We start from the raw sequence: 25,059 nt of genomic DNA on the forward strand, positions 1-25,059 counted from the left end.
TATTTGATTTTGCGTTGGTCTTAGACGCGTGTTCCCATCGAGAATTGTATAGTCAGAGCCTGCTAGAAGCGAGCGTAGCATCGGGAACGACCATCTTCCGCAGTAACCTTGCTCCGGGTGCGGAAGACAAAAAGCTAAGGTTCTAACCTGTCGATCCCAAAAGCGATGGATCACAAAATGTTTCTGTCGGCCCGTTGCCGTCCAACATTCGCGACTAAAATCAGTGTGACCCAAATGAGTCACCAATCAATAACCCAGACTGTGTCACAAACAATCGTCAACCTCAAAAAAGCAAATTGGAAACGGATGATCATTTTCAAGAGAAAGCTACTACGCTTGCTGTCAGCGGCAGGCATTTTTGGCTCTGCCCTTTGCATGGAAGTTGCAGCGGACACGTCACCGTGGACAACCGGCAACCGGATTGCGATCAGTGCAGATGGCAATCCCGACGCGGATGCGGATGACGTTGGAGCAACTCCGTTGACGCTGGCCGTACTGGCCAAGGCCGGCCTGCAGGACAACTTGGTTCATTTTGATTTCAACAATTTTTTGGAGTACAAACGAATCGACTCGGTCAACAACCGTATGTGGCGGAGCGCCATGGGCGGCCAGACCCGCTGGGGATTTGACAGTAGTCGATTCTTTGATGCCGCCATGGATCCGGATGGAGCCGTTGCACATCTCACTTCGGAGATCAATAAATCAACGGCTGAAGATCCACTCTATCTGATTGCTGCGGGTCCGATGGAATTGATCTATCGTGCATTGGAAGCCGCCAACTGCAGTGCCAGGCATCATGTGAAGATTGTCTCGCATCACGATTACAACGAATACTTCAAGCCGCGACTTTGGCATCGCAACTGGAACGATGTGAAGGCCCTGGTTCCGATAATTGGATATCTCAGAATTAAAGACCAAAACGGCAGTAACGGCAGTGGCCTAAAGGGATCAGCCAACACGGATTTTAGTTGGCTCCAAAATCATGCGGATCCTAAACTGAACTGGGTCTATGATCGGATCGTTGCCGGAAAGCCAGACGTTTCCGATGCCGGTATGCTTACCTGGCTGATTGGTATCAACGGAACAGATGAAGTCGTAACCATTCCGGAAATGCAGGCCTGGTTCGGAACAAACGTGGTCCCGGATCATGGCGGACGCTCGACGACTCCCGCAGCACCCGCCGGTGTAACCCCCGATGTGGTTCCGCCTGCAACCGAAAGTATTTTTGAGGAAGTAGACGGAAAACTGGTGATTGAAGCTGAAAGTGTTCCGCTTACCGATAACTGGATGCTAGAGTCAACGGAATCAAATTTCAGTGGATCCGGTTATATTCGCTGGATGCCCTCGTGGGTAAACAAAATCAGTCATCAGCATGAAGGTGTGCTGATCTACAAGCTTCGCATTAAGAATCCAGGCAAGTACCGAATGGCACTGAGATCATCCCACAAAGGAGCTCCTGAAAGAGACAAATGGAATGACTGTTGGACGCTTATGGGGCTCAATCCAGTTAGCCCTTACGGAATGACACGCAAAACCTATCACTCCATCAATCAGGAACAGTTTGACAGTGGCTTGGGATTTACGTGGCATACCACACATGAGAACTATGGCTCCGTTGCCAAAACCGACGGCCACTTTTCAACTCCGATTTATAACCTTACCAAAGGCGATCACTATTTCTGGATCTGCGGACGGTCCGGCGGTTTTCGGATCGACAAGATTCATTTCTTCAAAGAGGGTATTTCCGGTTTCAAAAGCGACTCCAAGCCGACAACTCCGATTCTGCCGGGAGACAGTGAAACCCTCCGGTAGAGCTTGGCATCTTTGCCCACCAACATTGCCTCGATCAATATCTTTGCATGCCAATGACCAGACACCGAAGTTTGAACGAGGTCAATGTCGTCGCTTACCAAGACCTCTCGATAGTCAGAGTGTGTCTGCTTTGTTTTTTAAAAAGCATTTCATTGCCGCCTTACAGTTGGGATTGATCGACGTCGCACAATGCCACAAAATCTTCGCACGCTTGATGGACCAAAGCGGTGCGGGTTTCGTTTCCGCCAATTCCAATCAATGCAGATCGCGAACGAGTGTTACCCCATCGAAGACGCCATCTCCGGCCGATTTTGGAGGATTTCATTTGCGATATCGCGAAAAATCATGTTCGTAAGTTTTTTTGGGGATTCCTTCCAATTTCGTGGCCGACCTGCGATTACCTCGTATCCAAATGGAAGTCTGTTGGAATTGAACGAACTACAACCGCTGTGAGCGAAATCCCAAAACGCCACCTGTCAATTGAGTTGAAAATGAATCCAAAACACACCGTCCTTAGCCTGTTGATCCTTAGCCTGTTGATGATGTTCAGTGCGAGTTGCCTGTTTGCACAAACGCCATACGATCACGACATTTCCAAAGCGGAAGAACTGAGAGTTCGTGATGGCCTGCCAAACTTTTTCCAGAAGCTCAAAGCGGGTGAAGACATCACCGTGGGTTACATCGGTGGCAGTATTACCAATGGCGGACTGTGGCGAAGCAAAACGTTCGATTGGCTCAAGAGCGAGTATCCCAAGGCAAAATTAAAGCACGTCAACGCTGCCATTGGAGGAACAGGCCCTGATTTCGGAGCCTGTCGAATCGGGAACCACTTATTGGCTCATGACCCGGACATGATTTTCATTGAGTACCGGGTGAACGACGGCGGGGCATTTCAAGGTCGTGCGTTTGAAGGCCTGATTCCTCAGATTTGGAATCACAATCCGAATGCCGAAATTTGCATCGTGTACACCATCGCTAAATGGATGCTCTCCGATATCGAAAAAGGAAAACAGACTTCGGCAGGGAGACCCATCGAAGCCGTTGCCAACCACTATGGGATCACTTCCATTGATTTTGGACTCGAAGTCGTCAAGCAACTCAACGAAAACAAACTTGTGTTTCAGGCGAATAAGCCTGTCGATGGGAAAATCCTGTTTTCCAAAGACGGTGTACATCCAGTGGAAGCGGGGCACGACATCTATCGAGACATCGTCGTGCGATCATTCAAGGCAATCGAAGATCACGGTACTGCCGGAGCCAATGTGATACCAAAACCGCTGAAAGAAAATGCGTTTTCGAACGCCACGATGGTTCCGGTAACCAGAGCCCGTTTTAGTGCCGGGTGGCAAAGCGTCGACCTGAGTGGTTCAACCGACATCAATGCCGATCTCACTGACAAGAACGGTGGTGATAAAACGATTTTCGATGAGGCGATGAAGACTGACTCTGTTGACGAAACGCTCACACTCCAGTGGGACGGGTTCATGCTGGGCCTTACCGCAGTTCTGCAGGGCAAGGACCAAGTAAAAATCGAAGTTTCGACCGATGGTGGCCCCGCGAAGATTTATGACTTGGCATCCCGAAGCGGCAACCGGCAATCGAAGTACATCTTCACCAAAGAAGTTGGATCTGGCTCCCACACTACCATTGTGAAAGTTGTTTCATTGGCCGAAGGAAAATCCTGCCAGCTTGGTCAGTTTCTGGTCGTCGGTGAATAGATCAGCTCACGAAGGGACGATTGGATATGAATCGAATGGTTGCATTGCTCAAATGTCTAACTGCGACTTCAGTGTTTTGGGCTGGAGCGATCGGCACCGCCATTGCGCAGACCGAGACGATTGAAACTGCTTCTGAAACTTGGAACCTGCCAGAAGTATCTGAAATCGCCCCCGGTGTCAGATCAAAATTGAAATATCGGGAAGTAGACGCTGTACTTCCAGTTCGGGGGACAAAGTTCATGATCCGTGTTCCGGTAAACTGGAATGGAACACTGCTAAATGATCTGGATTATCGCAACAAAGCAAATTCAAGACTGAGCCTACTTCTGCTGGAGAAAGGCTATGCACTTTCCGGAACCACCCGGCGGTCTGACCGATTCGAGAACTATGATCCTGCCCGCGAAGCTCATGATTTCATTTCCATCTTCGATATTTTCGAGGCGACATTCGGAAAGCCAAAATGGATTATTCAAATGGGGTGTTCGGGGGGCGGCACGGTCTCGCTGTCTATGGCCGAGAAGTATTCTGACCGAATTGATGGAGCGATAGCGGCCTGTGGGGCCACGAGTCAATGGATGGCCAACACTCATCTTGATGGACTTTTCGTGATGCAGGCTTTGCTCGCTCCGGACTTGCCTATCGTAAATCTGGGCGGTCTTGATGCACCGAGCTTATCTGAACTTGGAAACAACTGGAAAGACGCCATCGACAAAGCTCAGCAAACGCCCGAGGGCCGTGCCCGCATCGCGCTTGCGATCACGATTGGCCAGTGGCCGGCATGGGGTGGTCGGGGGACGTCCGCTGTTCCGAAGCCCGACCCCACCGATGTTCACACGCTTCAAGAAAGCATGTATCACAGTATGGCGATGCTTCTGCCAAACAGCAAAACGAAGGGGACGACCATGCTGGAGCTCGCAGGGCATGGACAGTTAAGGTCGAATACCGATGTTGACTACGCTGCCCTCTATCACAACGGCAATCGGCTCTACAAAACGGCGGTTGAAACTCTCTATGAGCAATCTGGTCAGAGTCTTGAGGCAGATCTAAAAAGAATCAATGCTGCTCGGCGCATCAAGCCTGACCCGGCTGCGCTCAAATACTGGAGCGTTCCCGGCCGCACGCACGTTGGCGAGCCGAGGGTTCCGCTCTTTCGCATACACACCGTCGGCGATGGCTTGGTCTATCCTGCGATGGCTCAGGGCTATGAAGAATTGGTCCGTGAAAAGGGCCATTCAAAACTCTTTCGCAGTGCGTACGTCGATAGGTGGGGACACTGTAGTTTCAGCGTGGCGGAGTGGTTGGCTGCGATTGAGACGATGAATCAGCGTCTGGATACAGGTGTCTGGCCCAGCACTTCTCCGGAGACGCTCAATAAGCTGGGACAATCATTAGATCCGGCCGGCACCACACGATTCAGCGAATACAAAGGGGTAGCAAAGTACAACCGCACGTGGGTTCCGACGGCGTCAGATTACCTCGGTGAGATCCACAAGTAAGCGTGGCCTCCCAAACATTGTGACCCACTAGATTGATACGACACAGCAACCAGAAGTTTCGACCAATCAAAGCCCCGGCAACAATGAAATGAAAGAGGTTTTGCATCGTAAGTGGCCATGGAATTTGATCATGCAAAGCGATCACGAACTGTCGAAGTTTGAACCGATCGCACTTTACAACTTGCAAGAAAAACCAAAAGGCAATTTCATTAACCTTGTCGAGCAAAAGAAACGCATCGACACCATGCAGCGCGAGTACGCAGACATCTTCAAGTTAAAAAGGCGAACCGTTCCGGTTACAAATGTCGAAAACAAAAATGAGTAGAATAAGCATCACGTCTGTCGCTCTTTTGCTGTCGCTCGGTGCGTCCCTGTCGGTAGCCGAACGCCCAAATATCATTGTGATCCTCACCGACGATATGGGCTACTCCGATATGGGTTGCTTCGGGGGAGAAATCGAAACTCCGAACCTCGATTCACTGGCCGCCGATGGGCTGCGATTTACCGAGTTCTATAACTGCGCTCGTTGCTGGCCGACGCGTTCGGCTCTTTTGAGCGGATGCTATATCGAATGGTTGAAGACGCCGAAACACGTTACGATCCCGCAAATCCTGAAGACTGCCGGATACGACACAGCCATGTCAGGCAAATGGCACGCGGGAGGCAAAGCCGAAGGGCCTGCCGGACCGAACTCGCCCGCCCAACGTGGTTTTGATGATTTCTACGGCACGCTTTCGGGTGCAGGTTCCCATTTCGATCCTCACACGCTCACCCGCAACACCGAAGAAATCGTCGCCGACGAAGGCTTCTATTACACGGACCAAATCGGTACAGAGGCGGTTCGCCAAATTGAAGGTTTCGCCAAAACGGACCGACCGTTCTTTCAGTATGTCGCTTTTACTACGCCACATTGGCCGATGCACGCACCCGAGGAAACGATCCAAAATTACGTAATTCGGTATGGAAATGGCTGGGTGCATCTCCGCGATGAGCGTTACGCGCGGATGCTGGAGATGGGAGTTATTGACAGAAAACGATTCCCGCTTCCGCCCATGGAACCGGGCGTTCCCGCGTGGGAGGATGTCGAGCATAAACCATGGCGGGTTCGTCAAATGGCGATCTATGCTGCGATGGTCGACCATATGGATCAGGCTGTGGGGCGAATGGTTAAGGCACTCAAACGCACCGGACAATTTAAAAATACGCTGATCGTCTATTTTCACGACAACGGAGCCTGCGCTGAAATCCCTCATGCGGGAGCTGCGTCCTACATTCAGGGGAAGGCAAAGTTGCGGGGAGAGACGGTTGCTGTAGGCAACGACTTCAGTGCAAAAATGGGTGGTCCGTTGACCTTCAGCGCGGTAGGCCCCAATTGGGCCAATGCGCAGAACACTCCGATGCGTCGATACAAGAAGAACGTGCATAACGGAGGCGCTCTGACACCGGCCATTATGCACTGGCCTGCCGGCCTCAAAGCCAAGGCCGGATCTATATCCACTCAGCGCGGTCATGTGATCGACATGATGGCCACATGTTTGGAACTCGCCGGTGTTGATTATCCGACCAAGCTAAATAGCCACGCCATTGCGCCGCACAATAGCCTTTCATTGGTGCCCGTGCTCGAGGGGGAAACGGTAAACAGGGATCACGCCTATTTTTTCAGACATGCTGGCACATCGGCCGTTGTGAAGGGTGACTACAAAATCGTCAGAGAAGGCAAACAGGACTGGGAGCTTTACAACTTGTCCGAGAACCGAACCGAAACCGAAGACATCGCCGCACAGCATCCTGAGCTAGTCCAGGAAATGTCCGTGCTATGGGATGCTCATTGGCGGAAAAAGTAACTCTTGCATTGAGAGGCTTTTTGAATGATCGACGAAAAAGGAACACAACAATGCGACGAAACAACATGCTTCTATGGGTGATGGTAATACTGCTGGCCAGCACGCCCTCGTTCCTGATCGCTTCGCAACCCAACATCGTGCTCATCATGGCGGACGATATGGGCTACGAATGCCTGGGGGCGAATGGCGCAACGTCCGTCTACAAAACTCCAAATCTGGACCGCCTAGCCGCTGAGGGAATTCGCTTTGAGCACGCGTATTCGCAACTTGTTTGCACGCCCTCACGCGTTCAGATCATGACAGGCCGTTACAACGCGAGAAATTACACCGGATTTGGAGCGTTACAACCGAACGAAATCACATTCGGCAACGTGATGAAGAACGCGGGCTACAAGACGTGTGTGGCCGGAAAGTGGCAGTTGGGAGGAGGTGTGAAGGGACCAACGAATTTTGGTTTTGATGAATACTGTCTTTGGCAACTGACGCGTCGTCCTTCCCGATTTGATGACCCGGGATTGGAAATGAATGGCAAGGAGGTCGATTATCCGGGCGAGTATGGACCGGAAGTCATTACCAATTATCTGATTGACTTTATGAAGCGGAACAAGGAAGAACCGTTCTTTGTCTATTACCCGATGGTGCTGCCTCATTTTCCGTTCCACAAAACTCCGGATGGAAAAAAATACGACAAGAACAAAACGGATCTCGATTTGAAAAGCTATTACTTCCGAGACATGGTGGCCTATGCCGATAAGATGGTCGGAAAGGTGGAACAAGCAATCGTCGAGCTTGGCCTGAGTGAAAACACCCTGATCATTCTCACCTGCGACAACGGAACAGATAAAAAAGTTACCACTCGCTACAAAGGCAAAGACATAATGGGTGGAAAAGGGACAACGCCCAATGCCGGCACACACGTTCCGTTCATTGCCAACTGGCCCGGGACGATCAAGCCAGGGCAGGTCAGCCAGGAGCTAGTGGATTTCTCTGATCTGTTGCCAACGCTTGCTGATCTTGGCGGAGGATCCGTGCCTCAGGATCGTGTCATTGACGGGCGCAGCTTTCTGCCGCTGCTCAAAGGTGAGCCAATGACTCCCCGAGATTGGGTCTACTGCTGGTATCAACGCGACGGGAAACGCAACGGCAGTGCCAAAGTGTTCGCCAGAAACCAAACCTACAAACTCGATTCCAGCGGTAAGTTTTACAACGTGCCAGCGGATGAACTAGAGCAGAGTCCGTTAACGCCTGAGGGCATCGATGCCAAGGCACAAAAGACTCGCCTGAACCTCAAAGCCGTTATCGACAAGATCGACTTGGAAGCGACGAATTCCAACGACGACAAGGCTGAGGTAGAAACCAACAATCAGGGGTGCTGGTAAACTTCCGCTACTCCTACGTAGCTGCTTGAATGAGCCGCTGCAATATGCCTACTACGACGCCAAATGGAAAATCACTAGGTTCAATAATGAGAACATTAAGAAGCATTTTAATGACAGCAGCTGTTTTCGGGCTGATCCAGACTGCTGTGGCACAGGAAACGTATACTCCTGACTGGAAAAGTCTAAAACAACACCAGCCTTCACCGGAATGGTTTGCGGATGCCAAACTGGGAGTCTATTTCCATTGGGGCGTCTACAATGTTCCCGCCAACGGAAACGAATGGTACGGCCGCTGGATGTACACTCCGACCCGAAAAGGTTGGGGCGAAGGCGTGTACGATTATCACACGCAGACGTATGGCCGAGACAAGCACTATCACGATTTTATCCCAGAGTGGAAGGCGGAGAAATTTGATGCCAAAGATTGGGTGGACCAGTTCGAACAGATGGGCGCGAAGTTTATCGGAACGATTGCCGAGCACCATGATGGTTTTTCGCTTTGGGAAAGTGAAGTAAACCCATTCAACTCAAAGGACATGGGCCCGGGAATTGATGTGGTGAAAGAGATTGCCCGCGAGGTGAAGGCGCGCGATCTGAAGTTTATGACGACCTTTCATCACGGTTTTCATATGTATTTTTATCCAAAACGAGAAAACAGCGCGCTTCGTCCCGTCAGCAAATACCTTTGGATGGATGAACTGGAAGAGATTCCCCAAGATGATCAGTACCGTGTTTTTTACGGACGGACGACTTACGAAGAAGAGTGTGACATTTGGCTGGGTAAACTGGACGAGGTGATTGATGCTTGGTGTCCGGATTACATCTGGATGGATTTTGCTCAGGGATATATCACGGAAGAGCATCGCAAACAGTTTTTGGCCAACTACTTCAACAAGGCCGGAGAGCTCAATAAAGAGGTGGTTGTCAATACCAAGGGCACATTCTTTCCCACCGATTTGGCGGTGGTGAACCTGGAACGTGCAACGATCGAAGATATCGCTCCAGAAGTTTGGGTGACCGATTTTCAGCTAGGCAGTTCATGGGGTTACAACAAAGATAAGCGGACCGCCATCAATCCGAATAAAGCCATTCGCATTCTGGCCGAGGTGGTCAGTAAAAACGGAGTGATGATCCTGGCTGCTGCCCCGATGGCAGAAGGTATTATTCCGGAAGAGCAAGTTGTGGCGATGAATGGGATCGGTGCCTGGCTGAAACTGTACGGAGAAGCGATCTACGATACGCGTCCGTTCGTTGAATTCGGTCAAGGACCGACCGAGCTGAAGAGACGACCTGAGGATGAATGGAATGCCTACGGGCACATCAAGGCTGGTCTCAACAATCTGAATGCCCAAGATGTCCGCTATACCCGAAATGGGAAAACGGTTTACGCGATCCAACTGGGATGGCCGGGCGCGAATCAGGAAATCGCTCTGAAGACGTTTGCGGGTAAAGCCAAGGACATGGAAATCAAAGCGGTTACGGTGCTGGGAAGCAAAGAAATAATCGAATGGAAGAAAACGAATGAGGGTCTTTTGGTTACCTCTCCTAGTCAAAAACCGGCCGAAGCCGATGCGGCGTTGGTCTATAAAATCGAAACCCAGTAATGCTGTTCATGTGATCTGCGCTAAGCCCTCATCTTCATCGCATGAAAGCGAGATATCATGAGCTATCGCATCGACGTGAGATCAGGTGTAACAACGTTAAGAGACTATCAATCGATATGAAACGAATACTTGTCATCCTGAGTGGCGTGCTGATCGCATTGATCACGATCAGCGGAGAGGCGAAGCAGCCAGAACGCCCAAATATTATCTTCATACTCACCGATGACCAGTCGTACGGAATGATGGGATGCACGGGGAATGAAATCATTCAGACGCCTCATCTCGATCAATTGGCTAGCGAGAGCGTGCTGTTCACAAATGCTCATGTCAGCAGTGCCATTTGTACGCCAAGTCGGGTGTCAATTCTGCTGGGCCAGTTTGAGCGAAAACACAGTGTGAACTTCAACTCAGCAACCGCGATTTCGGAGGAAGCGTGGGCGCAGTCCTATCCGGTTCTGATGCGCAAAGCGGGTTACTACACCGGGTACATTGGCAAGAATCATTCTCCCATTGGCAAGAACGGCTATGAGACCGGGCTCGTCGAAAGGAGTTTTGATTATTGGTACGCCAGTCATGGCGGTGTGTTTTTCTATCCGAAGGAGTACCGGGATATTTACATGGATGCTCTTGCCGATACACAGGTTGAAATCCTCGAAGAGGGTGTGGACCAGTTTCTAGATCCGAACGCGCGCCGCCTGAAAGGTGCGATTAATTTCCTGGACGCCCGACCGGATGATCGCCCCTTTTTGTTGAACTTGAATTTCAATATCCCGCATGGCGCGACCACTCGGACGATGCGTCAACGGGACACGGATGATGAGATGTATCGCACGCTGTATCGCGATCAGGATATTCCGCTTCCTGAAAATTATATTGCGAAGGCAGATATCAAAACACCGAAACTTCCGGCTTGGCTGCATCATGCCGAGGATCGCCAAACAGGTTACGACTACGTTGATACACCAGAAACACAACGCGAGTGCACCATTCGTCAGATGCAGTGTTTGACGGGCGTGGATCGGCTGGTCGGCTCATTGCGTGAAAAGCTTAGGCAACTGGATCTCGACCAGAACACCATCCTCATTTATGCCTCTGATCACGGTTTGTTTATGGGCGAGCATGGCTTGGGAGGGAAGTCGCTGTGTTACGAGAAAACGACGCATGTCCCAATGCTCATTTATAACCCCACGCAGAAAACCGGATTCCGCAGTGACGCCTTAGTGCAAACCATTGATATTGCGCCGACCATCCTTTCCTTGGCAGGGGTAGGTATTCCGGAAGCAATGCAGGGGAAAGATATCGCGGCTTTTGCTAACGGCAGACAGCCAAAAGTGCGCGATTATTTGTATACCGAAAACTTGTGGTCGACCGTTTTCGGCAACCCGAGGTGCGAAGCGGTTCAGACCGAAGAGTGGAAGTACATTCGTTACTACAAGAACGAGAATTTATCCGCTGTTCAAAAAACCAAGCTGGCAAAGGAGTTCAAGATTCCGTTGCGGGTGATGCTGTATGAGGTGCACGAGAGCCAGTTCGCGGTGTATCGCAGTTTCGTGGAAGATCCGGTCAGTGGTGAGAAACCGGTGTATGAAGAGCTGTATCATTTGGCGGAGGACCCCAACGAGGTGCACAACCTGATCAACGAACCAGGACACCAGACGACACTTGATGAACTCAGAGCGGCGTGGAAAGTGGAGATCAAAAACGCGCGGGGCATGGGCAAGCCGAAGGTGTCGATCCACAGCAACATGAATTCGGATATCTAAGACCTGAACCTGCACGGGCGAGACATCCGTATCACAATTTTGAAATGTTAAAAATCGAACAGGGAAGAACACGTGAAACGCAACTCAACATTTCTGATCGTCGCACTATGTTTGCTCGCAGCGGCTACTGCCTCTGCTGCCGACCAACCGAATATCCTGTTCCTGTTTGCTGACGATTGGGGACGGCACGCCAGTATTTATGCCGAGGTGGATGGCCCGGGTACGATGAACGACACCATCCAAACCCCACACTTTGATGCGTTGGCGCGGGAGGGGGTACTGTTCAACAACGCTTACGTCAGTTCTCCATCATGCACGCCATGCCGAAGTGCCCTGATGTCAGGACAGCATTTTTGGCGGACTGGTACAGGGGCCGTCTTAACGAGTGCCTGGGATGACTCGAACCCGGCATATCCGCTTTTGCTCGAAAAAGCGGGGTACCACATCGGCTTTGCCAACAAAGTGTGGGGCCCAGGCGCGCCGATGAATGCGCCTCACGGCGGCGAGCGGGCTAAGTACAACAAAGCAGGGAGATCCATCTGTCACATCTCCTATACGGTTGCCGCCAGTGTGAAAAAGGGCAAGTCGCTTGAGGAGGCCAAGCAAAATGTGATGTCGGAGGTCCGTCAGAACTTCCGCGATTTTCTTGCCGCCAGAGAAGACGGGAAGCCGTTCTGTTTTTTGTTTGGGCCGACCACTACTCACCGCAAATGGCTGAAGGGTTCCGGTGCAACGCAGTGGGGAACCGATCCGATTGCACTAAAAGGCAAGCTGCCGCCGTTCCTGCCTGACGTTCCCGAAGTGCGAGAGGATCTTAACGATTACTTTGGCCAAGCCATGGCGTTCGATATGGCTATCGGGGCTTTGCTGGATGAACTGAAGCAGACAGGCGAATACGAAAACACGATCATCGCTGTTTCAGGTGACCACGGTGCGCCAGGATTCCCTCATGGCAAATGCAACCTTTACGACTTCGGATCGCGGGTGCCTTTAGTGCTGTCTGGGCCGGGGGTGACAGGTGGCCGAGTCGTGGAAGACTTCGTCACCTTGCCCGACTTGGCGCCCACGTTTTTAGAAGCAGGAAATGTCGCCGTTCCTGAGGCGATGACCGCTCAATCCCTGTGGACGGTGCTCGAGTCTGATGCCGAGGGCTGGGTAGATGCTTCCCGCACACAAGTCTACATCGGGCGCGAGCGGCATGTGCCCACGGCTCGAGCGGGCAATCTTCCGTATCCTCAGCGCGCCATCCGCACGCGAGATCATTTATTCATCATCAACTTCAAACCGGATCGCTATCCCATAGGCGATCCCTACAAGCTCGATACTCCCGAAGAGCCAGACGCGGATGCCATCATGGCATCAACCAAGACGACTCTGCCCGATGAAGATGCCAGTCCCACCAAAGCCTGGTTGGTTACGCATCGCAAAGATCCGGCTTGGCGTCCGTACTTCGACCGGGCCTACGGCAAACGACCGCGTCTTGAACTCTACGACCTAAAAAAGGATCCGCATCAGATCAACAACGTCGCCATGCAGCCGGAATATCGCACGGTGGTGAAGCGATTGCAGAATCACCTCATGACGGAACTTGAAACGACCGGAGACCCACGACTGGTCGACGACGGACGTTACTTTGAGGAGCAAGAAAAGTTCAGTGCAGCTTTGAAAGCTGAAATTTCGGCATTTTAATCATGATACGGAATGCCGTTTTGAATCGATTCGCTCGCGTATAGTGCCCTTGGACGACAAGCGTATCCGGCGCGAGAGGAGTGCGCGGTTTCATTCGGATCAACAACCAGCCGAATCCGTGAAATTTTGTGTTCATCCGTGGCTTTCAAAATTTCCACACTTCATCCGGTCACTCTTCAAACTTCCGAAAAGGTGGGCCAGCAGACGCTCGAATCCTCGTCTGCGGTTTTTCACGCCGCGCACTAGACCGTCTCCGCTACTAGCCCATGCAGGGTTGTCGTGTGCGTCGACCGTTTCGATCCGGGTACGAAAAAAAGGCTCGGTGTCTGTGTGACACCGAACCTTCGATCCGTTTTTGATGAACGAACGGAGGGTGGGTGGACAATGATTACTTCATCGTCCTGGCGAACAAGCACCCTACATGTCGATCTCGTAACCTTTGCGACTCTCGCGGCTCAGGAACGCATTGGCTTCTTCGTCGCCGACAATCTGACGGGCGTCCGGATCCCAATTCAGTTCGCGTCCCAGGCGGATCGAGATATTCGCGAGGTGACAGGTTTCGAGCATTCGGTTGTGGGTCCAAACATCGGAAATAGGTTGCTCGCGAGCATTCATCGCCGCGATGAAGTTAGCGGAGTGATTTTCGCTTACTGGGCCGCCGTAGACTTCCTCCACTGCTCCTTCGGGCAACGGATTGCTTTCCAAGTCCTCGACCGGTTTGCCCACTAACTTACCGCGATTGACGAAGAAGCGTCCCTTGGTACCCTCGAACAAAATGCCATTGTCACCCTCGCTAGTAATGATCATCGGAATGTCACCGGGCATGTTGGCGTGGATTTCAAACTTGGTCGGCGAATTGTATTGATCGCTGACGGTCGGATAGCCATTCTCATACTCGACCGGTAGCGAATAGCTCACCGGTGTGACCTTATTCGGTCCGGTGTCGCTCGCACCCAACGCCCATGTCGCAATGTCAACGTGGTGGGCCCCCCAATCATTCATCTGGCCGCCGGAATATTCATACCAATTACGCCAGGCGTAGTGACAATTGGTATAAAGTGGCACACCGCCACCGTAACCTTTTCGCATCTCAGGCAAGGCACGGTAGGGCACCATGGGGGCAGGGCCAAGCCACATATCCCAATCGAGTCCTTCGGGAACATCAATAGCCGGGATGACCGGCGAGCCTGTGGCACCGTTGATGCCACAAGTAACTCTACGGACCTCGCCGATCCGGCCGTCTCGGATCAGCGCGACCGCTTTGACGAATCGCTGAGAGCATTCGGTCCGCTGCATCGTTCCGACCTGGAAGACGCGTCCGGTTTGCTTGACGATCTTCTCGATCAATTTACCCTCGTCGATAGTTAACGTCAGCGGCTTTTCGCAGTAGACGTCCTTGCCGGCCAACATCGCTTCGACCGAGATCTTCGTGTGCCAATGATCCGGCGCTCCGATCATGACCGCATCGATGTCGTCGCGTTCCAGTAACTTCCGGTAATCCTTATACCCGTCAGCCTTTTTGCCAGTCTTGTTCTCAAGCTTTTCGATATTCGATCCCAACACATCGGCGTCGACATCGGCAAAGGCTGCAAAGTCCGCAAACTTGGTCGATTTGTCGGTGATCGTCCAACCCTGGTTCCGCAACCCAATGGTGGCAAAAACGGGCCGATCGCTTGGCGATGAAGCTCCGAAGACGTGACCGGAAGTGGACATCATCACACCAGCCGAACCGGCAGCGATGCTTCCCAAAAATTGGCGGCGAGTAGGATTTAGTGGAGTGGACATGCAAATATCTCTTTGAAATTTGTAAACTCGATGAGGCAGGTATTTAACACCCCCCGTCGTTGGGGCATGGCAGCGTCGCCAAACGCCTGACAACTATTCTAAACGAACAGCTATCGCTGCGTGAGTCCAATAGGCTGGCGAGGCGAATTAATTCCGCTCTTTGGAGCGTTTCACGAAAGGGCGGAATTGGTAAAACCGCCAAGTTCGCATTGTTGGCGGGTGGATGAGTTCGCACCTAAACAAATGATTCACATCGACGGCAACGCGCATGCCAGCGATCTTGACTTCTTTCCCCGTTGCGTCAGCGGATTTGAGCGTCTTCGATTTCGTCGAGTGCGAGATACGCGGTGGCAATGCTCTCACCAGCAAGTTTCCTTCTCCATGACTCAGCGGATGTGTTGGCCGATCTCAGCACACGCCAGTACAGCCAGACGGAGACCACGAAACCGATGATCCCGACGACTAACGAGACAATCAGAGAATATGGATGTAGCACGGCGTCAAAACCGATGGCAACGACAACGGGAATCCACATCAGCCACCAAACAAACCCGATGATAATCCCGGCTCGCAGGTAGCCGGATCGCAGGCTGTCGAGTTTGCTGCGGATGTCGACAACGGATTTCGAGTAGTCGATTCTTCGGATTCGAGTGCAGACGAGCAACGCTTGAGATATCACGATCACACCGTACACGTGCAAAATGGCTCCACTTGCAACGCGATGCGGAATTTGGGTATTTCGAGCCCAGCACTGCACGCCTAGAACAATCAGTGCAATGCCGATCAACACCTGCAACATCTGGCCGCGGAATAGCGGGCGCAGTGAATTTTCGACACGTGCCATTAGTTGGCGCCGTGTTAGTAACATCCGTCCGGCGAGCTCCTGCTGTGCCAAACTTACGGCGTCGGTTTCTTTGTCGTCTCCGTTGTGGTCCCGAAGTTCTTCATCCCTGGCAACCGTAATCGCAAGCCCTGAATCACTGGTCGAAGTAATCGATTGCACGTCGGACTTAATCTGGCTGGCGTGCTGGTAGCGGCGCCGCGGTTCCTTTTCAAGGGTCCGCAGTACGACTTCATCGAGGCGCACATCAATTTTAACTTTCTTCGACGGCGCTGCGAAACGTCCAATCGGCAGTTCGCCGGTCAGCATTTCATAGAAGACAACCCCCAACGAATAGATGTCCGCACGGTGATCGACGCCGTGCGAACCTTCCATTTGTTCCGGAGCCATGTACCGAGGGGTACCCATCACCTGATGCGTTCCCGTAAGCATCTCTTGTTGGCTTTCGTTTCCAAGTATCCGCGAGAGGCCAAAATCCGCGATCTTCACCGACCCGTCAGCGGCAATCAAGATGTTCTCGGGCTTGATGTCGCGGTGGACAACACCTTTGTCGTGTGCGTACTGAAGCGCATCGCAGAGGTGCGGCACGATCGCCAGTGCATGTTCGGGCGCCAATTGGCCAGCCCTTACAACCTCTCGAAGCGTTGAACCATCCACGAATTCCATGAGGAAGTAATAGGTGTCTTCCACCTTTCCGAATTCATAAACAGACACGATGTTGGCGTGACTCAGTTTTGCCAGCGTCCGAGCTTCCCGCGTAAAACGCAGCGCGAATTTGACATCGTGACCAAATTCCTCGGGCAGAATTTTCAGCGCAACAAGACGATCGAGCCCTGGTTGGCGGGCCTTGTAAACGGCGCCCATGCCACCGGCGCCAATGAGCTCGATAATTTCCAGCGACGGAAAAAGTTCGGCCAGACCACCTACGGTCGGCGGTTCAAACGAGCCTGCCCGTTTGTCGCCTTCGTTCAGGGCATCGTTGATCGCTTGGGAAACTTCCGGAAATCGGTCGAGGTATTCCTGCTTCGTCGGCGTTTCACCTCGTCGTCGACGGTAGTCAATGTCCAGAACAACGAGTTCAGCGAGCAAGACGTCTCGTTCGATCGGTGAGACATCCCCGGAAAGCACCGATTCAATCGATAGTGGCTCGTTTGACTGCCACTTTCGTTCAAAATCAGCGCACAGATCATCGATTCGTTCCAGGGCTGCGATCGGTAGTTTTTTCTGACGGATGTTCATTTTGTTCAACCAATTCCTGCTGACATTTTTCTCGAATTAGGTGCAGACGACGTTCGATCGTCCGCTCAGAGCAGCCAAAACGCTTTGCGAGTTCCGCGTTTGAATACCCTTCTAACTTGGCAACCGCTAAATCCCTGAGCTGCCCGACACCTAAATGAGAAAAAAACTGTTCCACCGATTCCTGCATCATCAGCACCATTTCCGGAGATGGTTCGTCGCCGATGGCTTCAATGACCCTGCCATCTTCAACCGCGCCATCGTCATCAGCATGGTCCAAAGAATGAAGCCTGACGTTTCCGCCACGTCGCTGCCGCAGGTCGTGCCTTTGTTTGTCGACCGCTTTCCTTGCCGCCATTCGCAACAAAAGACGCCAAAGATCGTCTCGATCGGCCAAATCCGGAAACCGTCCCTTTTCGGCTGCATTGTAGAAGCTGTCAAAGACACTCAGCACGATGTCTTCTTCGTCCGAAACGGCTCGGTTTTGCCCGTATATCCGGCCCCGAACGCAGCGTACGAGACGGTCGAAGTAGTGCTGCCAAATACGATTCGCGGCAGTCGAATCACCGGCTTTCACCAAATGAATCCAGTGGCTGACATTCGTGGTTTTCGACATACGGGAAGGCCAACAGATGCAAAATGGCAAGGGAACAAAGGTCTGCAAACGTAATATTACCACATCTACACGAGTGTCGAACTCGGATGTCGCCCTTACTGTTGAGCGGTTTTCAGAGGAACGCCGAGTTTGCGATTAGAGAGATTCGGATTGGAGATTGCTGCGTTCATTCGCGAATTTCACCGACCGAAATGTTCGTTCTCGTATTTTGATTCCACGGGAAATCTGATTCCTCCCGCGCGAGTCTTCCTCCGCTAAACCTCCCCCAAAAACTTGGTGGAGCAATTGAGGCAGTCGAACGGAGACCGGAAGGATCCACCATCACAAGCCACCCGGCAGTGGCCGACGACAATGCCTCGCCAAAGCATTCTCATTCGATAGAAAAAATTAACTGCGAGGAATGAGGAACCGTAAATGGTGCGCAGCATGTGCCGAATGGATCTCAAGTATTTGTTCCCGAGTTAGCTGACCGAACGCTGGGTGCGGGGCGTATTCACCAACGTGGGAGTTCAATTGTGCGACGCTCCTCGCAAAGGATTCGACTTCCCGAGCGTCATCAAGATCGGCGGGTGGAACAAACACCGACGGCGTACGAATCCCCCGAGGCGAATCACCTCTAATCAGTTTCGGCAAAAGAAACTGGCGCATCACCGGACGCAAAAACGCAAACAACGACATCCACTTCGGAATACCATTCACGCTCAAATCTTGCACAAGAATCAAGTGCCGACAAATCTGTCCCAACGACCAATTTCCTTGCCGCTCGTAGCCCGTACGAAGTAACGACATTGCCTCTTCGACGGCAGCGTCAAGATCATTGAATCGAAGTTTGCGAAGCTCAGGCATCTCTTGAGTGTACCTTGAATGGATAAAAGCGAATGGATAAAAGCGAAATCGACAAATACTAGAAACCGTTTTCCACCATACGATGCGTGACAATCTTTACCGTACGATTGACATTTTTAGTTGAATGTTTCGCGACGTCGGCCGCCGGCACGTGTCCATCCTTGGCGGCCAAGCCGAAGCGGAGCGAGCGACCATGCGTTGTCGCGTGTGATACGAGGAACAGTGTTGCGATATGCCTAGGTCAGATATCAAATACAGAAAACTTGCAACAGGATCGCGAGCCCAGATACAATTTGGTGCGACCCGATTCCGCAGAGGACAATGATTCCGCAGAGGACAATGATTCCGCTCGCGTCAGCGGAACGTACAATAGACGGTAAGCTCAATGGCCAATTTTACTGGCTTCCATTACGACATCGGTTATTACGGCACTCCGTTCGATAAGTTTCTTGAAGTAATGACTTCACACGATCCCAATCCCTATGCACCGCCACAGACTGCTTGCACGGCTGCCGCCGTTCGCACAACATACGGTTCGCTCACCATCTCTGGCGTTTCCGCAATCTGTTTGGTGGCTTTCATCGTCTTTACCATTGTACTTCTTCGCTCCAACGGCGGCGATCGAAAAGCAGGCATTCTTTTCCTAGCCAACATTCCGGTTTTGCTTGGGCTGGTCGTTTCCACTGCTCGATCGACTCGCATTGGCGTTTACTTCGGCATCGCTGTTGCCGCCGTACAGGTCGCCATTACAATCTTAATGCTCTTCATGTCTATCGGCGATGTTTCGCTCGTGATCGGCATCAACGCGATGATTATTGTCCCCCCCTTGGTAATTGCATTTAGGGCATGGGTAACCTATCAGCGACGTCTTTCAAGCGAACACGCCGCGCCGCAAACTAACGATTAATAGGTATCGCTTTGACATTGCCAACTGAATCACACTAGGCACCACCAACCACGCACGTCGCTACGTCAAAAAAGGCCAGCCCAAAGACTGCTTAAACTGAAGGACCTTCGTTTGCTTAAGAGCCAGTAAAAACTCGCTCGCATTCACTCCCTTAGCCTTCGCGAATCGCCAGTTTATCGATTTCTCTTCGTTGCCTTTCGCGAACCGTGTTTTCGGTTTCGCGCCCCGCCGGGCTTCTTGTCGAAAGAGCCAGGCTTGTGGTCCAGCAATCGGGGCCAGTTTACTTCGGCCGATTCTTATCCTGCTTCACTTTCGCAGTCTGTTGTTTTTTGATCTCCTTCTATTTATTGCTTTTGTCTTTGTCCTTCTTGCCGCCTTTGTCGCCCATTGTGAATTTCCTTTCTAGCCAAAGTCATCAATCGAGTAAGTGCGCATTGTCACTGATTGGCACTGCGATGTTCAATCAAGCCAATCGATTTCCTCGCCGTTCCTGAAATTGGGCCGAATTTGATTTGGCCGGGCGGGGTGGCGGTCCGGCCTCATTCCGCGATCTTCCTTTCCCAAGAGTGACAAAACTCATCGGCGTGCTGGCTTTTGGCACTCAGCTACGTACTTGCTTACCGATACACCAACGCCCATCGGGACGACACACAAATCGACAATCACTTTCATCTCCAATAAGCCTCTCGTGTTCCGACTAGGTACACGTTTCTAGGATCACGTATAGACTTCACGCAGAGAATGGCAGCAGCTTTCGTTCTAAGAAGGTAACGACAGTCTATCTGTCTCAAACATTGATTTCGGATGCGATGATTTCGGATGCGATAGCATAGGGCTGAGTTTGCGGATGCAATCACCGATGCGCGTTCATCGTTTCCGTTCTGCACGCTTGGCGCTTCTGGCGTCCTTGAAGCGGACCGGCCCAGACGGCATCACTGCCGGCAGTCGCTGACTGACCGAGTTGGAATTCAGCGTTCTCAGTTGCCAAGTCCTTCGCGTTTCTGCTACACGATCGATAGCATTGATTTGTCGTTTCTGGTTTTCCGACCGAATGAGATAGGGAATGCGTTTGATAGCAACCTTCGGACTTGTCGTTTCGTTTTGTTTCTCCATACAAGCGGAGGACGCGCAAAGAGTAACTGACGTCAACATACAGCTATTGACGATCGAACTAGAAAGCTACTTAAACGCTTACAAGGACGCGTCGGCGAACATTCGCGAGATTGAGACAGAACTTGCCCAGACCAACACCTCCGAATCGAGAGCAACATTAGAAACGGATCGTGACAGCCTACGAATGCATCTTGACGCGTTGGCGGCTCGTGCAAACGAAACCGCGATCCGCATTGGTAAAACACAGACGAAGACCAATAAGAAGAAGACTCTACCAGATGGCACACGGGTCTATCTTCGAAACCGGCTGAGATCGACCGGTCGCGATTTAGATGTTGCGATTGAGGGCCAGGGTTTCTTTCAGGCAGTCGTTCCAAACACGGATGCGAAGGTTTATGCACGCGTCGGCAATCTCGACATCGACGCCAATGGCTACTTGGTGTTGGGTTCTGCGAGGTCTGGCCTCCCACTCTCGCCATCGATCCAGATTCCGAATGATGCAATTGGCATCACAGTTTTTCCAAATGGGGAAGTGAGTTGCACACTGCCTGGCGAGACGGAAATGCGGCTGATCGGGCAAATGCAATTGGCACTGTTCGCTATTCCTGGTGGCTTACAGGAGATTGATGAGAATCGGTTTTCGGCGACCGAGGCATCTGGACCTGCGAGAGTGACGAAGCCGGGGCAAGATGGCGCCGGAGTTATTCGTCAAGGAACGATTGAGGTATCCGATAGCTACCTAGTCCGTGAATTAATCGAACGCCTAGCCGATATGCTCATGGCTGAACGTTCCGCAGAGTCCTTGCGACCACGCTGACATCGCCAGTGCGGGCAACAAATCGTCCGTTTGCCGCCCGGGCGATGAAACCGGTGGCGTTTTCCACTCCGTACTCGTATCGAACGGAACGCCGTTACGCTACAGTTGGGCATCTCATCACATATTCGAAGCCGAGGAAATAATGGCAAAATTCGCTCAGACCGCTCCACAGAAAGATGAACCCGTGGCGGAATCCGACCACACGGAAACGATCAAATCGCAGATTTTAAAGAAAACCGGCAGGCCACCCCGTCTGCATCATGTGGAGGTCTGTCAGCACCACAACGGCAACTATCGGGTCAACCTATGGGAGAAGTTGAAACCGACGGGGGACTCCGCTTTCTCAACGGCTGTCCACATTGGGGCATCCTATTATTTGAAGGTATCGGATTCAGGTGAGATCGTTCACAGTAACCCGCCACTGACCAAACGCCGTTTCTCGGCTTGAACTGGCCCGTTCATCACCGGAAAATGTAGGCTAGGCTTCGCCAAAGGGTTGTTTGCGGTTGGCAAGCGGAGCGGGACCCCGGGAAGTCGCTCCCAGCACGACCTCGCTCGTCCCCTTCGACAAGTCGAAACAAGCGACAAGTTTTCGTTCGTTGGCGATCCAAGTCCCTGCATCCAAAGACGATCGACGAGATGCCCACGGGAAGGGAATCGCCGTCAACTTGCAACGAGTATCTTTCCGCGGCAAAAGGTGCGGCGAGCGTTAACCGGTTGCCCCACACGACTAATCTCGGCCAGCTGTTTGGCGGTCCCGTAGCGGCCAATGACAGAGCATGACTGCCGTTTGCCGCCGTTGGATCAGTTCGACCATTCGTCCGCTGGTCGCCTCGGCATCGCAATAGCGATCGGGGGTGGTTGGAGGTGTCATTCTTAGAAAACAAAATGGGTCAAACCTCTTTGCAGGGAAAACAAAATGGGTCAAACCCAATACTGTTCGGCACTCCGTTTGCCCTTGCTGATTTCTAGCCGGAGTGATGGAGGCAGTGCTAATTGATGGACGTGAGCGAGGTAACCTCATTGGCAGCCGTTGGTTCCTATCGCGCAGCAAGCAACCCCGCCGAGACTTTCTGTTCGGTCGGAGCGCAGTGTCCCTAATGGTTCTTCGACTTTAGCTTTTTGATGTGGGCCTCAAGCTCTTGCAGTGACGCCCAGCCGAGCAAGTAGAAGCAAATCATCTCGTAAGTTCTTTTGTTCGGCTGACCGCCGGTGTAAATCAGAATCAGAAAGCACGCGATGATCGCGAGGTACATCTGAATCTCAACTCCGTTGGGCTTCGTGCTAAGGAGATGGCGGCAGCCAAGCAGCTGTTTGATCATTCTGAAAAATAGTTCGATTAGCCACCTGAGGCGATATGCTTCTGCAATCAGCTCAGCGGGAACATCCATCAGGCTGGTTGCCACACGAAGAATTCCGTCACTATTGGCTCCGCCTTTGCCAGTGCGAACGTGTGAGGGCACTTCGATCTCGATGTAACGGACGGGATGATCGGTGGCGATGGTCTTGCGATTGGATGTGTGCGCCCCGAGTATTACTTCGCAATCAAGCCGAACGCCCGCGGCCCGATCCGCATCAGTGAGAGGGCGTTCTTTGAGTCGTTTTGGCGTGCTGTTGTCGCGTAGTCGGCAAATGTAACTGCTGTCGGCGGCATGGATCGCATTGAACAGTTCGAACTTCGCATAGCCTCGATCAGTGACATAACATCGATCGGGTTGCAATACGGAAGCCAAGGCAATTTTCTCGTCATCTTTGCCTTTAGGTTTAGCGGGTGTCGCATCGACTCGCTCTGGCACGCCACGGAGAATTTCAAAGTGCGTGTGCATTCGGTAGCCGTCAACCGCTGTCGTTGTGGTGCGTCCGGCTGCACGCCCCGTGGACGGAATCCAAGACAGCGAAGCCACTCGTACAGCCGTTTTGAAAACGCTACCATCAACAGCGGTTAATTGGTCTTTGATCCCATCGAACCGTGAAGGATCTGCGGATGGGATTTGTGTAGCCAAACTGGCTGCAATCTCTTTCAGCGGCTCAGGATCGAAAATGGTAACGGACTCTGAGAGCGAAGCACGTCCAACACCGAACTTTTTTTGTACAGTTTCCAGTTCACTCGCTTGCTGCAGTCCCCGCAGCGAGGACAGAATCGGATTGAACAGCCACATCAGCACCAAAACGCCGTACTGGTCCATGTGTAGATCACGACTACCGGCCTTGTCTCTTTGAGCACCTACGCTATGAAGCGACTCCAGTAGTGGCCGAATGCGTTTGAAGAACTTCAGGCCAGTGATGTCTTTGGCATCGATCCTTGACTCGACATTAGGTCTTTTTGCCGTGACGCCGGGGGCGAGTTCTGCCTCGCTGAAGCCAGCAGGTTTTCGACATTTCGGCAGTTTCTTTTTTGCCACAGCTTTGGCCTTGGGGTGTCAACATGGCGGACCATCCGCATTGGGTTGACTTGGCGCAAGTCGCGTGCCAAAACTAACAAAAATACAGTGCGCAAATTTTGTGCCGAACAGTATTGGGTTTGACCCATTTTGTTTTCTGAAACAAAGAGGTTTGTTTCAGTTTGTTTTCTGACGCATTTGTTTCGCTTGGCGTCACAACACTGGCTTGCGGCTGATGCCGGTGAACGATATACCCGACGAACCATTCCCTCGGACAACTTTTCTGGTTCGACCTTCCAATCTCCTGATGGCTTGCGTGGGCCTCCTCGCACCGACCATCGGCGTGCTCGGGCGACATTCGTTGCTCGACGACGGAACGTCCTGATGGCTTGCGCGAGCAATCTCCGGTTACCATCGGCTTGCTCGGTCTTGCTTTGGAACGTACAACTGGCATTCGACCTTCCACCTAAATTCACCACGGATAACCATCCGTTGCACACGGAGCCGCGGGCCGCGCGGATTCTGAAATCAATGTCGTTTGCCGCGGCCCGGTGAACGGTGACGTTATGTCGCTAAGTTGAGATCGCAAATGAGCGACAAGATGTTTCGCAAATGTCCGGACTGCAGTTTGACCGTCGCGATCTGCGCAGTATCTGAATTTCACAATGTCGGGGGATTCAATGGCTATTCGTATTCGATGAATTGCTCGTGCGGCATGCGAATGGAAATTGACGGATGCGATGGTGACGAGATTCCCGAATCAATGAAGATTGCTGCTGCGGAACATCGCAACAATCATCAGATTCACCGAGCAATAGACTTCGACAGACGCGATCTACCTCAATCGAATGCCAAAGCTACACTGAAACAATCGAAATTGTCCGCACCGAAACCCGACATTGAAGGATCTTGGGTTGTCTATCGCCTTCCTAACGGGGCGGAAATTCTATTCAGTGTTGAAACGGCGAAATACACTTTCCGTTATAATGATGTCACTGCCGTGTATTCGGACTTCAACTCACTGGTTGAACTACACTCATCCGAAATCGCGACATAACAATACGATGCACACGAAGCCGGACTTGCGCGTGCGAATTAGTAATTAGGTCTATCGTTCCGGCTCGGTGATCTTTGCCGTTATCACACTCCGGGCGATTGATGCTCTGCTATGGGTGCGCTGTTGATGATCCCTTTTCGTCCGTTTGGTCCACA

At 52.0% G+C, this 25,059-nt stretch carries 19 protein-coding genes and 1 pseudogene; 13 read left to right on the forward strand and 7 right to left on the reverse strand.

The genetic code is table 11. From position 1 onward, the window contains the following. Positions 1-261: 261 nt before the first annotated feature. From CA13_RS07955 to CA13_RS07995, 9 genes are all read left to right on the forward strand, one after another. Positions 262-1,812, forward strand: a complete 1,551-nt coding sequence (locus CA13_RS07955; protein WP_419194071.1) for a hypothetical protein — start codon at positions 262-264, stop codon at positions 1,810-1,812. A 491-nt stretch (positions 1,813-2,303) separates the two neighbouring features. Next, entirely contained in the window at positions 2,304-3,530 is a 1,227-nt protein-coding gene (locus CA13_RS07960) for an SGNH/GDSL hydrolase family protein (protein ID WP_146395389.1), read from the forward strand. Positions 3,531-3,556: 26 nt separating this feature from the next. Next, positions 3,557-5,026 carry an alpha/beta fold hydrolase gene (locus CA13_RS07965; RefSeq protein ID WP_146395390.1) on the forward strand — a complete coding sequence of 490 codons (1,470 nt, stop codon included), beginning with the start codon at positions 3,557-3,559 and terminating at the stop codon, positions 5,024-5,026. 130 nt (positions 5,027-5,156) lie between these two features. Continuing rightward, the gene (locus CA13_RS07970) at positions 5,157-5,351 is read left to right on the forward strand and encodes a hypothetical protein (RefSeq protein WP_146395391.1); all 195 of its coding nucleotides are present in this window, start codon (positions 5,157-5,159) and stop codon (positions 5,349-5,351) included. Continuing rightward, positions 5,344-6,870, forward strand: a complete 1,527-nt coding sequence (locus CA13_RS07975; protein ID WP_419194072.1) for an arylsulfatase — start codon at positions 5,344-5,346, stop codon at positions 6,868-6,870. The genes CA13_RS07970 and CA13_RS07975 overlap by 8 nt, the downstream gene beginning before the upstream one ends. A 50-nt stretch (positions 6,871-6,920) precedes the next feature. Next, the gene (locus CA13_RS07980; protein ID WP_419194073.1) at positions 6,921-8,249 is read left to right on the forward strand and encodes a sulfatase family protein; all 1,329 of its coding nucleotides are present in this window, start codon (positions 6,921-6,923) and stop codon (positions 8,247-8,249) included. 110 nt (positions 8,250-8,359) lie between these two features. Then, positions 8,360-9,853, forward strand: a complete 1,494-nt coding sequence (locus CA13_RS07985) for an alpha-L-fucosidase (protein WP_419194074.1) — start codon at positions 8,360-8,362, stop codon at positions 9,851-9,853. A gap of 116 nt (positions 9,854-9,969) precedes the next feature. Then, positions 9,970-11,616, forward strand: a complete 1,647-nt coding sequence (locus CA13_RS07990) for a sulfatase-like hydrolase/transferase (RefSeq protein WP_146395395.1) — start codon at positions 9,970-9,972, stop codon at positions 11,614-11,616. Positions 11,617-11,688: 72 nt separating this feature from the next. Continuing rightward, positions 11,689-13,305 carry a sulfatase family protein gene (locus tag CA13_RS07995; protein ID WP_146395396.1) on the forward strand — a complete coding sequence of 539 codons (1,617 nt, stop codon included), beginning with the start codon at positions 11,689-11,691 and terminating at the stop codon, positions 13,303-13,305. A gap of 417 nt (positions 13,306-13,722) precedes the next feature. Here CA13_RS07995 and CA13_RS08000 read toward each other — a convergent pair whose 3' ends face one another. From CA13_RS08000 to CA13_RS08015, 4 genes are all read right to left on the reverse strand, one after another. Then, positions 13,723-15,090, reverse strand: coding sequence for a Gfo/Idh/MocA family protein (locus CA13_RS08000; RefSeq protein WP_146395397.1), 1,368 nt, complete (start codon positions 15,088-15,090; stop codon positions 13,723-13,725). Positions 15,091-15,391: 301 nt separating this feature from the next. Beyond that, on the reverse strand, positions 15,392-17,170 hold the full coding sequence (locus tag CA13_RS08005; protein WP_419194075.1) for a serine/threonine-protein kinase: 1,779 nt from the start codon (positions 17,168-17,170) through the stop codon (positions 15,392-15,394). Continuing rightward, on the reverse strand, positions 17,118-17,783 hold the full coding sequence (locus CA13_RS08010) for an ECF-type sigma factor (RefSeq protein ID WP_146395398.1): 666 nt from the start codon (positions 17,781-17,783) through the stop codon (positions 17,118-17,120). Before CA13_RS08010 ends, CA13_RS08005 begins: the two co-directional genes overlap by 53 nt. 387 nt (positions 17,784-18,170) lie before the next feature. Beyond that, on the reverse strand, positions 18,171-18,629 hold the full coding sequence (locus CA13_RS08015; RefSeq protein WP_146395399.1) for a DUF1569 domain-containing protein: 459 nt from the start codon (positions 18,627-18,629) through the stop codon (positions 18,171-18,173). Positions 18,630-19,014: 385 nt separating this feature from the next. Here CA13_RS08015 and CA13_RS08020 point away from each other — a divergent pair, with 385 nt between their 5' ends. After that, on the forward strand, positions 19,015-19,536 hold the full coding sequence (locus CA13_RS08020) for a hypothetical protein (protein WP_146395400.1): 522 nt from the start codon (positions 19,015-19,017) through the stop codon (positions 19,534-19,536). Positions 19,537-20,127: 591 nt separating this feature from the next. On the opposite strand, the pseudogene CA13_RS08025 reads toward CA13_RS08020, so the two are convergent. Then, positions 20,128-20,208 (reverse strand): annotated as a pseudogene (locus CA13_RS08025) (MTH1187 family thiamine-binding protein); the annotation flags it as partial. Positions 20,209-20,599: 391 nt separating this feature from the next. Between CA13_RS08025 and CA13_RS08030 the strand changes: the two are divergent. Further along, a complete protein-coding gene (locus CA13_RS08030; RefSeq protein WP_146395401.1) occupies positions 20,600-21,466 on the forward strand; it encodes a flagellar basal-body rod protein FlgG in 867 nt (288 codons plus the stop codon). A 142-nt stretch (positions 21,467-21,608) separates the two neighbouring features. After that, a complete protein-coding gene (locus tag CA13_RS08035; protein WP_146395402.1) occupies positions 21,609-21,914 on the forward strand; it encodes a hypothetical protein in 306 nt (101 codons plus the stop codon). A 282-nt stretch (positions 21,915-22,196) separates the two neighbouring features. Here CA13_RS08035 and CA13_RS34855 read toward each other — a convergent pair whose 3' ends face one another. Both CA13_RS34855 and CA13_RS08045 read right to left on the reverse strand, forming a co-directional pair. Then, positions 22,197-22,340 carry a hypothetical protein gene (locus tag CA13_RS34855; protein WP_419194076.1) on the reverse strand — a complete coding sequence of 48 codons (144 nt, stop codon included), beginning with the start codon at positions 22,338-22,340 and terminating at the stop codon, positions 22,197-22,199. Between the two features lie 223 nt (positions 22,341-22,563). Beyond that, complete coding sequence (locus CA13_RS08045) at positions 22,564-23,868, reverse strand: IS4 family transposase (RefSeq protein ID WP_146395143.1); 1,305 nt, start codon at positions 23,866-23,868, stop codon at positions 22,564-22,566. Between the two features lie 568 nt (positions 23,869-24,436). Here CA13_RS08045 and CA13_RS08050 point away from each other — a divergent pair. Next, positions 24,437-24,904: a hypothetical protein gene (locus CA13_RS08050; protein WP_146395403.1), complete on the forward strand. Its 468-nt coding sequence runs from the start codon at positions 24,437-24,439 to the stop codon at positions 24,902-24,904. Positions 24,905-25,059: the final 155 nt, after the last annotated feature.

Origin of the sequence: Novipirellula herctigrandis, from assembly GCA_007859835.1 — a bacterium.
Classification (GTDB): domain Bacteria; phylum Planctomycetota; class Planctomycetia; order Pirellulales; family Pirellulaceae; genus Novipirellula_A; species Novipirellula_A herctigrandis.

Coding starts and splice junctions, on each gene's coding strand:
- CA13_RS08030 (WP_146395401.1), top strand. CDS start 20,600: ATGCGTTTGATAGCAACCTTCGGACTTGTCGTTTCGTTTTGTTTCTCC.
- CA13_RS07990 (WP_146395395.1), top strand. CDS start 9,970: ATGAAACGAATACTTGTCATCCTGAGTGGCGTGCTGATCGCATTGATC.
- CA13_RS08005 (WP_419194075.1), bottom strand. CDS start 17,170: ATGAACATCCGTCAGAAAAAACTACCGATCGCAGCCCTGGAACGAATC.
- CA13_RS08010 (WP_146395398.1), bottom strand. CDS start 17,783: ATGTCGAAAACCACGAATGTCAGCCACTGGATTCATTTGGTGAAAGCC.
- CA13_RS08035 (WP_146395402.1), top strand. CDS start 21,609: ATGGCAAAATTCGCTCAGACCGCTCCACAGAAAGATGAACCCGTGGCG.
- CA13_RS34855 (WP_419194076.1), bottom strand. CDS start 22,340: ATGACACCTCCAACCACCCCCGATCGCTATTGCGATGCCGAGGCGACC.
- CA13_RS08000 (WP_146395397.1), bottom strand. CDS start 15,090: ATGTCCACTCCACTAAATCCTACTCGCCGCCAATTTTTGGGAAGCATC.
- CA13_RS08050 (WP_146395403.1), top strand. CDS start 24,437: ATGAGCGACAAGATGTTTCGCAAATGTCCGGACTGCAGTTTGACCGTC.
- CA13_RS07970 (WP_146395391.1), top strand. CDS start 5,157: ATGCAAAGCGATCACGAACTGTCGAAGTTTGAACCGATCGCACTTTAC.
- CA13_RS07965 (WP_146395390.1), top strand. CDS start 3,557: ATGAATCGAATGGTTGCATTGCTCAAATGTCTAACTGCGACTTCAGTG.
- CA13_RS07985 (WP_419194074.1), top strand. CDS start 8,360: ATGACAGCAGCTGTTTTCGGGCTGATCCAGACTGCTGTGGCACAGGAA.
- CA13_RS08020 (WP_146395400.1), top strand. CDS start 19,015: ATGGCCAATTTTACTGGCTTCCATTACGACATCGGTTATTACGGCACT.
- CA13_RS07960 (WP_146395389.1), top strand. CDS start 2,304: ATGAATCCAAAACACACCGTCCTTAGCCTGTTGATCCTTAGCCTGTTG.
- CA13_RS08015 (WP_146395399.1), bottom strand. CDS start 18,629: ATGCCTGAGCTTCGCAAACTTCGATTCAATGATCTTGACGCTGCCGTC.
- CA13_RS07980 (WP_419194073.1), top strand. CDS start 6,921: ATGCGACGAAACAACATGCTTCTATGGGTGATGGTAATACTGCTGGCC.
- CA13_RS07975 (WP_419194072.1), top strand. CDS start 5,344: ATGAGTAGAATAAGCATCACGTCTGTCGCTCTTTTGCTGTCGCTCGGT.